Source organism: SAR202 cluster bacterium (assembly GCA_016872285.1).
Taxonomy (GTDB): domain Bacteria; phylum Chloroflexota; class Dehalococcoidia; order Lucifugimonadales.
Map to the genome: position 1 here is coordinate 1 of VGZZ01000067.1, position 10,136 is coordinate 10,136.

10 protein-coding genes are annotated in these 10,136 nt (G+C 58.7%); 8 read left to right on the forward strand and 2 right to left on the reverse strand.

Annotated features, from left to right (window positions below):
• On the forward strand, positions 1-198 hold a 198-nt coding region (locus tag FJ320_12305; GenBank protein MBM3926732.1), incomplete at its 5' end, for a DUF2007 domain-containing protein.
• Here the strand turns inward: FJ320_12305 and FJ320_12310 are convergent.
• Positions 152-724: an MGMT family protein gene (locus FJ320_12310; GenBank protein MBM3926733.1), complete on the reverse strand. Its 573-nt coding sequence runs from the start codon at positions 722-724 to the stop codon at positions 152-154. The two genes, FJ320_12305 and FJ320_12310, sit on opposite strands and share 47 nt — an antisense overlap.
• Before the next feature lie 114 nt (positions 725-838).
• On the opposite strand from FJ320_12310, the gene FJ320_12315 reads away from it, so the two are divergent.
• Both FJ320_12315 and FJ320_12320 read left to right on the forward strand, forming a co-directional pair.
• The gene (locus FJ320_12315; protein MBM3926734.1) at positions 839-1,426 is read left to right on the forward strand and encodes a GNAT family N-acetyltransferase; all 588 of its coding nucleotides are present in this window, start codon (positions 839-841) and stop codon (positions 1,424-1,426) included.
• 171 nt (positions 1,427-1,597) lie between these two features.
• Positions 1,598-1,804, forward strand: a complete 207-nt coding sequence (locus FJ320_12320) for a hypothetical protein (protein MBM3926735.1) — start codon at positions 1,598-1,600, stop codon at positions 1,802-1,804.
• Positions 1,805-1,878: 74 nt separating this feature from the next.
• Here the strand turns inward: FJ320_12320 and FJ320_12325 are convergent, their stop codons facing one another.
• The gene (locus FJ320_12325; protein ID MBM3926736.1) at positions 1,879-3,447 is read right to left on the reverse strand and encodes a D-aminoacylase; all 1,569 of its coding nucleotides are present in this window, start codon (positions 3,445-3,447) and stop codon (positions 1,879-1,881) included.
• 234 nt (positions 3,448-3,681) lie between these two features.
• Between FJ320_12325 and FJ320_12330 the strand changes: the two genes are divergently transcribed.
• The 5 genes from FJ320_12330 to FJ320_12350 all read left to right on the forward strand — a co-directional run bounded on the left by FJ320_12330 (position 3,682) and on the right by FJ320_12350 (position 9,721).
• The gene (locus tag FJ320_12330) at positions 3,682-4,464 is read left to right on the forward strand and encodes an amidohydrolase (GenBank protein MBM3926737.1); all 783 of its coding nucleotides are present in this window, start codon (positions 3,682-3,684) and stop codon (positions 4,462-4,464) included.
• Between the two features lie 175 nt (positions 4,465-4,639).
• Positions 4,640-5,230 carry a hypothetical protein gene (locus tag FJ320_12335; protein ID MBM3926738.1) on the forward strand — a complete coding sequence of 197 codons (591 nt, stop codon included), beginning with the start codon at positions 4,640-4,642 and terminating at the stop codon, positions 5,228-5,230.
• A gap of 259 nt (positions 5,231-5,489) precedes the next feature.
• Positions 5,490-6,854 carry a bifunctional folylpolyglutamate synthase/dihydrofolate synthase gene (locus tag FJ320_12340; GenBank protein MBM3926739.1) on the forward strand — a complete coding sequence of 455 codons (1,365 nt, stop codon included), beginning with the start codon at positions 5,490-5,492 and terminating at the stop codon, positions 6,852-6,854.
• Between the two features lie 201 nt (positions 6,855-7,055).
• Positions 7,056-8,315 carry a beta-ketoacyl-ACP synthase II gene (gene fabF / locus FJ320_12345; GenBank protein MBM3926740.1) on the forward strand — a complete coding sequence of 420 codons (1,260 nt, stop codon included), beginning with the start codon at positions 7,056-7,058 and terminating at the stop codon, positions 8,313-8,315.
• Positions 8,316-8,569: 254 nt separating this feature from the next.
• Positions 8,570-9,721, forward strand: a complete 1,152-nt coding sequence (locus FJ320_12350; protein ID MBM3926741.1) for a hypothetical protein — start codon at positions 8,570-8,572, stop codon at positions 9,719-9,721.
• Positions 9,722-10,136: the final 415 nt, after the last annotated feature.

Below are 10,136 nucleotides of genomic sequence, written 5' to 3' on the forward strand. Positions count from 1 at the left end.
TGGACGGCGGAGATGTGGAAGAACCTGCTGTCTTCAGAAGGCATCAGGGTCATTCTAAAGCAGGGAGACGTGTCGTCATTCCTGGGAAGCTCGCCTCTGCCGGTACGGCTCATGGTGGACGAGAAGCAGAGGCTAAGGGCGCTGGAAGTCCTCAGCCAGCAGACGGTTTACGCTGAAGGAGAAGAGTCTCCATCCTGAGGAGCTCGGCCTTGACACCGAGGCCGCCGGCGCCGTAGCCGTGGAGGCCGCCGTCGCTGCCGATGACCCTGTGGCAAGGGACGACGATGGGCACGCGGTTCCGCGCCATGGCCTGTCCCGCAGCGCGGTAGGCGCCGGGGCGTCCCGCCATGGCGGCCAGCCAGGCATAAGTTCGGGTCTCGCCCAGGGGTATGGAGCGGCAGGCCTCCCAGGCCCTCTTGTGGAAATCCGGCGCGTCTTCCATGTCCAGAACGATCTGATCGAGGTTATCAGCCTTGCCCGCCAGAAAAGATTGCAGCAATTCTCGAATGTCTTTGAGCCTGTCCGGGTCAAATTGGGCGGCTTCTACCTGTGGCCCCAGTTCCTCAAAGGAGTCCTGGGGCGTGGATTTTAAGCTGCCGTATTTTAGGCCGTTGGGAGACAGGACGGCGGCAAACCAGCCGAATCGAGTCTGGAAGACGTCGTAGTAGAGGGTCGAGCGGCTATTGGCGAGGGTATGAGCACGGCGTTTTTGGGCCTGATCCATACGCTGAATATTAAGGGTTGCCTAGCGGCTTCTCAATAGGTACAATCAACTCAAGACCTCCCACGCCTTGCTTGTTGCTTTTTCCCTTTATAGCTTGACCATAGGAGGCCCGCAATGCCCGAGACCCGCCTGACCGAAGTTTCCCGCGAAGACGTGGCCCGGATGGCCCAGTGGCTTCAAGATCCCGAGGTACGAGACTCATGGTACGGCGCCGATGACGCAGGCGAGCCTATGCATATAGGCTACTCCCCTCAGAAGATGGCGGAAGCGCCGGAAGAGGAGTGGAAGAGCGCCTTTCAAGGCGAGACACGCAAAGTGTACTCGATTTATGACTCGCAAGAGGGCCACGTGGGCGAGTGCCAGTTATTGATAGAGCCGCCCCTCCATGAGGCCCAGATATTCATAATCATTGGACGGAAGGACCTGTGGCTGAAGCACTTTGGGTCCGCCGCGTTGCTGCAACTCCTGGATATAGCTTTTTACACATACAAGCTCCATAGGGTCTGGGCTGACATACCGGAATATAACAGCCACGCTATCCATATGTTCGAGAGGATGGGGTTCATGTTGGAGGGGCACCTGCGCAGCACGCATCCGAAGGAAGGCAAGTGGTACGACTCGATAGTTATGGGACTGCTGGAGAACGAGTACGCGCGTCGCCGACCCAAACTGACGGCGCAGGTCAACAGCCCAGCGGCGTAGCGAATCTAGCGGCACTTGCACCTGGGTTGGTTGATTTCCGAGTCAACTTGTCATAAGATACTCAACAGCCTAAATCCCGATCTTGATTAGGAGGACTGCGCAATGATAGGGAAATTCGGCATCGAGATTGTCTATTGCGTTCCTTGAGGGCATCATAACGTAGCTGCCTGGATGGTCAGCGAATTTTTCCGAGAGTTTGGTCCCGATGTAGCTATCACGGTCACCCCAGAAGTGGGCGGACGCTTCGAAGTCCTGTATAACGGTGAGAAGATTTTCGACAGGAAGGCGGAGGGCAACATTTATCCCAGCCTCACCAACTTCCGCAAGATGCGAGACACCCTGAAGGAGAGAATGAAGGCTCCTACAGCGGAAAGTTAGGCTAGATTCAGACTACTTAAAATGGCCCCCAATTTGTGGGGGCCATTTTGTTTTACTTCTATAACCGACGCTGGCTATGAGCGTTTACCCCTTCTTATCGATCTGCCGGGGAGGGCGCCGGTGTGCTTGCCGTTTTTGATGACGGGCGTGCCGTTGACGATGACGTGGTCTATGCCGATGGGGAACTGCTTGGGGTGGTGGCGGTTGGCGGGGGCTTTGACGGTGGCGGGGTCGAAGATGACGACGTCCGCCTTAAGGCCGTCGCGGAGGAGGCCGCGGTCTTGCAGGCCCATGCGCTGGGCGGGGAAAGAGGTCATCTTTCGGATGGCCTCTGGGAGGCGCAGGTGCTTTTCGGCGCGGACGAATTCGGCCAGGACTACGGGGAAGCAGCCGTAGGTGCGGGGGCTGGGGAATTCGCCCAGCATGATGGAGTCGCTGGCGATCATGCCGTAGGGATGGGCGACGAAGGCGGGGAGGGTCTGCTCGTTGACGCCCAGAGTAATGACGCACACGCTGAGGTTCTCCTCGATGAGGAGGTCAAAGATGGCGTCGGCAGGGTCTTGACCTCGCATCTCGGCGATGTCGAGGACCCATTTGCCTTCGTACTTCTTGTTCTCGGGGCGTCGGAAGTGGGTGAGATAGCTGTTCTCGACGCGCTCGCGGGACAGGTCTTTCTTCATCTTGGCCCTATCCGAGGGGTCTTTAAGGGCGGCCATGAGGCGCTCGGGGCCGCCGTCCTTGGCCCAGTCCGGCAGGGCGATGGTGATGGAGGTGCTGGAGAAGGGGTAGCTGTAGCAGTCGAAGGTCACGTCCAGGCCCTCGTCACGGGACTTTTCGACGAGGCCGATGTAATCATAGTGACTGCCGACGCCCTGGCCGGGCTGTCGGTAGTGGGTGAAGTGGACGGGGCTGCCGCTGCGTCGTCCTATATCGAGGGCCTCGTGCCAGGGGGCGAGGAGGCCTTTGGCGCGGAGCTTGGCGCGGGTGTGGGTGTGGTAAAAGCCGCCCATGCGGGCCGAGACCTCGGAGAGGGCGACGAGTTCATCGGTGGAGGCGTAGGAGCCGGGGGCGTAGTCGAGACCGGTGGAGAGGCCCCAGGCGCCCTCCTCCATGGCTTCGCGCATGACCGACTTCATGTCCTCAAGCTGGGCGCCGGTGGCGGGACGGTCGTTCCAGCCGACGGCCCAAACTCGTGGTGGGCCGTTGCCGATGATGTAGGCGATGTTGATGGCGACTTTGTTATCGTACTTGTTCAGCAGTTCGGTGACAGTGAGCCAGTCGGCTTTGGGTGGGTAGCCGTTGAGGCCTGAGTCCAGCCATATATAGCGTTCCAGCTCCTTATGGCTTTTGAAGGGGGCGTGGGAGATGCCGTCGATGCCGATAAGCTCGGTGGTGACGCCCTGGCGGACTTTGGGCTCGTGCTTGGGTTCGCCGAGGATGGTGAGGCCGGCGTGGGAGTGTAGGTCTATGAAGCCGGGGCAGACGACTTTGCCGGCGGCGTCGATGGTCTGGGCGGCCTCGGCGTTAGATACGTCGCCGCGGAGGATGGAGAGGGTGTTCTTTTCGATGCCGACAGCGCCGAAGAAGCCGGGGCTGCCTGAGCCGTCGATAATCTGACCGTTTTTGATGAGGATGTCCAGCATGGCCGCCTCCCGGGTGCAGTTTCGCGCTCATGTTATCACAGGGTTGGCGAGTAGAGACATTTGGGGCGTTTTGTGCCAAGCTATGGGCGCGGAAGGGGAAGTGGCTATTGAATTGTAGTACCCTACCGCACCCTGAAGGGTGCGGCATAGGCTTTATCGGTGGGTGTGCAACGCATATTGGAGTCTACTGGGTAGATAGAACACGCTCAATGAATATGAAGGAGGCGAGGAGTCATGCTCATAGTGGATACGCACTGCCATGCGGGGTTGAACTGGTTTGAGCCTATTGAGATGCTGCTGCGGCAGATGGAGTTGAACGGCGTGGAGAAGGCGACGCTGGTGCAGCATCGGGGGGCGTATGACAACAGCTATCTCATCGAGGCTGCAAAGAAGCATCCGGGGAAGTTTGCGGTGGTGGCGATTGTGGACGTGTCGAAGGCGGATGCGGGGAAGGCGCTGGAGGGGTGGGCGAGGAAGGGGGCGGTGGGGGTGCGGCTGAATGCATCGGACAGATCGCCGGGGAAGGACCTGCTGGCGATATGGAAAAAGGCGTCGGAACTGGGGCTGACGGTGAGCGTGTCGGGGCAGACGGCGCCGTATGCGTCGGAGGAGTTTGAGGGGCTGGTGGTGTCGATGCCTAAGCTGCCTATGGTCATCGAACACCTGGGGAACATGAAGCCTGGGGAGAAGGCGCCGTATTCGACCTACAAGAGGATACTTTCGCTGGCGAAATACTCGAACACGTATATCAAGGTGGGCGGGCTGGGGGAGATTAGCGAGAGGCCGCCGGTGCTGACGCCGGAGTTCGGGTTTGACTACACGCCGCCGCTGGTGGACATGGCCTTGGAGGCGTTTGGGCCGAAGCGCGTGATGTGGGGCAGCGACTACCCGCCGGTGAGCAATCGAGAGGGGTATGGGAACGCGCTGGCGGGCATCAGGGACTACCCCGCGCTGAAGAGCAAGTCAGACAGGGAGTGGGTGATGGGGAAGGCGGCGATGGAGGTATGGCGGTTTTAGTAGCGCTTCATCGTTAATATTGCGATAATAGTCTGGAGCTTATCTACATGTTGCGTATTTGTCTAGAGGCCAGGTAGAACCGGGGACATCATAATCGAACGCACCAACATTTCGACAATTCTAACAGATGCATAAGTTTTGCAGAGCTTTGGGGCTTATTCTTTGGGACTCCCTATTGCTACTCCGAAACATCCCTGTTTTCAAGGATTGGGTAGAGATAGCAGTAATAGTCTTAGCCATCTTAGGTATTTCAGCATCCGCCGTGCTCGCCGCTTTTGTGCAGAACTCTATTCATGGTGTAAATAACCTCTATCCATGGGTCATGCCGGTAATCGTTGCCTTTCTAGTCTTCGGAGTGTTGGTCTTATTTAGAGCAACTTACTTGCAACTAGCGCTGGATGTAAATAAAAGGTCAGCTGAGCCTGTAATAGAAATTGTGGGCGTACGTGAGCAAGTTCTTAATCAAGTAGGAACTGGCTATGCTATCGAAGTTTACAATCGGGGTTTACTGGACGCAGATCATTGCCATGGTCGCTTGGTTGAAATAGAGTTTGAAACTTTGCAAGAACATCAAACTTTAGCAAGATGGCCGATTGGCCGCGACTTACACTGGTCTGGACAAGTGGAAAATGTAGATAGTTACACGTTGCCAGGCCACCATAATGCGATCCTCAACGTTGTGTATTTCGACACAATTCAGAATAATTGGAAGGTAATGCTAGTCTATAGAAGCACGCCTCAGTACAGGATGGACATAAACCTATAAACGTAATATGTCGCATTGTTCCAGGCATAATTCGATTGCCCTTAGTCGGAGAAATGAGGCATGAAAAGCCTTTTGAGATACTTTATGCAGGAGCCGAGAATACCTCATTGACAGAATTTCGGCAGAGGAGTATGGCTTAGTAAGGTACTGGTAAGGCAGGCTCTCCCTTCCCGATAGCGGCCGAAGGTGAGAAACGGTGAATCCCCGCCACTTCCCGCCTTGGAAGAAAAAAAGGTGGGGGCTAAAGGAGACTTATATCTTGGATTACGCCGCCGCGCTGAACCGGCTGATGGGGCTGGTGGACTTCGAGAGGTTTGTGGGGCCCAGGGGGCCGAGGGTAAAGTTTGATTTGCGACGCATGTACGCCTTCCTGGAGTCGTTGGGGGACCCGCATTTGGGGAGGCCGACGGCGCATATTACGGGGACCAAGGGGAAGGGGAGCACGACGGCGATGATGACGTCAGTGCTGGCGGCGGCGGGGTACAGGACGGGGATGTTCATATCGCCGCATTTGCATACGTTTCGAGAGCGCATATCGGTGGACGGGAGGCCGGTGAGCGGGGAGGATTTCGCCAGCCTGGTGGAGGAGGTGTGGCCGCATGTAGAAAAGGTATCGAATGAGGGTGGAGTGGGTGAGGTGACGATGTTCGAGACGCTGACGGCGATGGCGTTTGTGCATTTCAGGAACATCAAGGCTGGCTTTCAGGTCATGGAGGTGGGAATGGGCGGCCGGCTGGACTCGACGAACGTGGTGAAGCCGAATGTGTGCATCATAACGTCGGTGAGCCTGGACCATACGCATATTCTTGGCGACACGGTGGGGCTTATCGCGATGGAGAAGGCGGGGATCATCAAGCCGGGCGCGCCGGTGGTGATATCGCCGCAGAAGCCGGAGGCGCGGGAGGCGATAGAGCGGGTTTGCAGGGAGCAGTGGTCGAGGCTGATAGAGGTAGGGAAGGACATCACGTGGTCGGCGGTGGGTCACGATTTAGGGGGGCAGGACTTTGTGGTGAAGGGCCGGCTGGGGGAGTACCGGCTGAGGACGCCGCTTTTGGGGAAGTACCAGATGGAGAACGCGTCGGCGGTGGTGGGGGCGCTGGAGGCGCTGCGGGAGGAGGGGTTTGCCATTAGCGACGCGGCGATAAGAGAGGGGATGGCGAGGGTGTCGTGGCCGTGCCGGATGGAGGTCTTGGGGAAGTCGCCCCTGGTGGTGGCGGATGGAGCGCACAATCCGTATTCGATGGGGCGGCTGTGTGAGTCATTGCCGAAGTATTTTAATTATAGGCGGGTGGTGGTGATATTTGGGGCGTCGAGAGATAAGAATGTGGAGGGGATGGCGGCGGAGGTGAGGGCGATTAAGCCTATAGTGGTGACGGCGAGGTCTCGGCACCCGAGGGGGGCGTCGCCGGGGGAGCTGGCGGCGGTGTTTGGGCGGCATGGGGTGGAGGTAGTAGAGGGAGGGGAAACGCGGGAGGCGCTGGCAAGGGCGCGGTCGCTGGCGGGGGAGTCGGACCTGATACTGGCGACGGGGTCGTTGTTTTTAACAGCGGAGGTGAGGGAGGAGATACTGGGGATTGCGCCAGAGGTTTACCCACAAGCCAAACCTAGAACGGCGATTCGATGATCAATAGACTACGGGCGGCATCACCGATGCCTTCCCGATGCGCTTGTGAATTTAAGCGGTCATGACAAGTGGTCTTAATGCCCGTATTGTGTTCTTAGGGATTCACCCCTCAACCTACGCCTTCTCCCACAAGGGGAGAAGGAATTTTCTTGGAGGCAGTCAGTGGTTTCAAATGCCCTCAAACCTCATCTAACGCCAGACATTCAATGGCGGAAGAGACCAAAGGTGGTTATCACAGGCATGGGCGCGTTCACACCGCTGGGGAACAGCGCTGAGGAGTTCTGGAGGAACCTGGTGGCGGGGAAGTCGGGTATTGGGCCGATGACGCTGGCGGACCCGTCGGAGTACCCGTGCCAGATCGCGGGGGAGGTCAAGGGGTTCGACGCAGGGCAGCACATCGATGCCAAGGAGGCGCGGCGGATGGCGCGGTTTTCGCAACTGGCGGTATCGGCGGCGCTGCAGGCGGTGAAGGACGCGGGGCTTGTGGTGAAGGCGGAGGAGGCGGAGCGCGTGGGGGTGCTGCTGGGGAACGGCAACGGGGGGTTCCCGACGACGGAGGCGGGCGCGCGGACGATGATTGAGAAGGGTGGGATGAAGGTATCTCCTTTTTTCTTCCCCATGACCTTACCAAACATGGCATCGTCTAACGTTAGCAGGATACTGGGGTTGCGGGGATATAACTCGACGGTTATAACGGCGTGCGCAGCGTCCAACCAGGCCATGGGGGAGGCGCTGGAGGTGCTGCGTCGCGGGGCGGCGGACGTGATGCTGTCTGGCGGCGCAGAGGCGGGGATCAGCCAGCTGGGGTTGTCCGGGTTCTGCACTATGCGGGCGCTTAGCACTCGAAATGAGGAGCCGCAGAAAGCGAGCCGGCCTTTTGACGCACAGCGGGACGGGTTTGTGCCGGCGGAGGGATCGGTGGTCGTGGTGCTGGAGACGGAGGAGCACGCGCTAAGGCGAGGAGCGAGGATTTATTGCGAGCTGGCGGGGTTCGGATGCACGTCCGACGCGTACCACCCGGTGCAGCCGCAGGAGACGGGGGACGGGGCGGCGCGGGCGATGAAGATGGCGCTGGACGACGCGGGGACAGGGCTGGCGGAGGTGGACTATATCAACGCCCATGGGACGTCAACGCCGCTGAACGATTTGGTGGAGACGGTGGCCATCAAGCGGCTGTTCGGGGAGCTGGCGTACAAGATACCGGTGAGTTCGACGAAGTCCATGGTGGGGCACTCGCTGGGGGCGGCGGGGTCGCTGGAGGCGGTGCCGTGCGTGCGGAGCATCACGGACGGGGTGATACACCCAACCGTGAATTATGAGTTCCCGGACCCGCAATGCGACCTCGATTATGTGCCTAACGTGTCGAGGAATAAGGATGTAAGGGTGGTGCTGTCCAACGCTTTCGGGTTCGGGGGGCAGAACGCGTGCCTGGTGTTCAGGCGGTACGAGAACGGGAGGTAATGTGGGGCAGCCGGGAGGGGAAACCTGAGGGGCCATCCGAGTTGCGTCGTTAGTCACGTCGATTGGATCACCTTCGAGCAGGCTCAGGGCAGACTTCGACTGCGTCTCAGGATCATATGGGGACCTCGCCGTATCAGCCTTGTATTACTCCTTTTAGACTAGTCGCGGGCTTTTGAGGCCTCACCGTTTTCGAGGCTATTTCTCTCCATTCAGTCAATTCAGCAGTCAGCACGGTAGGCAAATACTCCTTTTAATTGGTTGAGCAAGCGGAAGCCTTTAGCCGGAGGCGCACTATAAAACGGGTCCTTTTTACTCAGGCGGGAGGCCGCATAGGATTAGGTTTCGCCCGGTCGCTGAGGGCGGCGCCGGAGCCGACGCATCTGATTGGCGTCGACAGCAACGAGTTCCATCTCCATCGCGCAGTCGCCGACGAAAGGTATTTAGTGCCGAGGGCGGCCCATCCTACGTACCTGGCTATCCTTCAAAGCATTGTGGAGGAGACGCGCCCGGACCTGGTGTGGGTGCAGCACGAGGACGAGATTTTGGCGGTGGCCCGCGACCCGGGACGCATAAGGGCAAGGACGTTTCTTCCAGACGCCCGCACCATTGCTGCCTGCCAGGACAAGATGACTTCCAGCAAGACCTGGGAAAGGTCAGGCGTGCCGACGCCTCGCAGCATGATGATGAATGGTCCGGAGGACGTGGCGCTGGCTTTTGGGGAGATAGGCCCACACTTATGGCTCAGGGCGGTGAAAGGCGTGGCGGGCAGCGGGTCTCTGCCGGCGGACGATGTGGAGAAGGCGGCGACCTGGATTGATTTACATAAGGGCTGGGGCAGATTTATGGCCGCGGAGCGTATGACAGGGGAGAGCGTGTCGTGCGAATACGTTTGGAAGAGAGGCAGGCTGCTGGCGGCGCAATGCAAGAAGCGGCTATTTTGGGAGTTCCCTAATCTTACCCTTTCCGGCATATCCGGCGTCTGCGGCGCCCATGAATTTGTCTCTAATCCCACCGCGGTAGACCTGGGCGTTCAGGCCATTCAAACGGTGGACCCTGAGCCCAACGGGGCGTTCGGTGTCGACATGATTTACGACGGCGAGGGCTGTTTGAAGGTGACTGAGGTGAACGCGGGACGGTTCTTCAGCGGAGGGTCGCTGCACCTACAGGTCCCAGGTTTCAACCTGCCGTACCTGGCGCTGAGGGCCGCGCTGGATGAACCGCTGCCGCGAGACCTGCCCCACGTAGACTCTTTGCCCGCCGGAATTGTGGTGATACAAGGCGTAAGCGTAGAGCCAATAGTTACGACCACAAGCGCGGTGAGAGAGTATCGGCGGGAGATGGAGGCCAGGATGTCTAGGGCAGGAAACACTACGTCTAACCTAGCTAATTCCGGGAGGCGGAACTGATGAAACAAGGCTTAAGCATCATAGACAGTGACCTCCATTGGATAGAGCCTGGCGACATGTATGAGAAGCACATCGATGAGCGGTTTCGCTCTCGTGCGCCGCGGGAGGTGCTGATGCCGGAGGGGAGGCGCATTCGCATGGTGGAGGGCAAGGCGGTGCCGCGTTGGACCAGGGATCCGAAGGTGAGCAGGGCGAACAGGGGCCTGATGGAGAGGATGAACCCAGGGCTAGCCAGAGCGCGAGCCCGCAAATACGATCCTCCGTCCTATCTGTACGCCATGGATACGGAGGGGACGTGTGACCTCATAAACAATGGTTACCGAAAGATTTTTGTTGCCTCAGAATTACGGTTACCTTTCCCCGACCATGATAAGGGACTACCTGGCCTAGCTGCGAGCTTTAGAAGCTTCTCGGT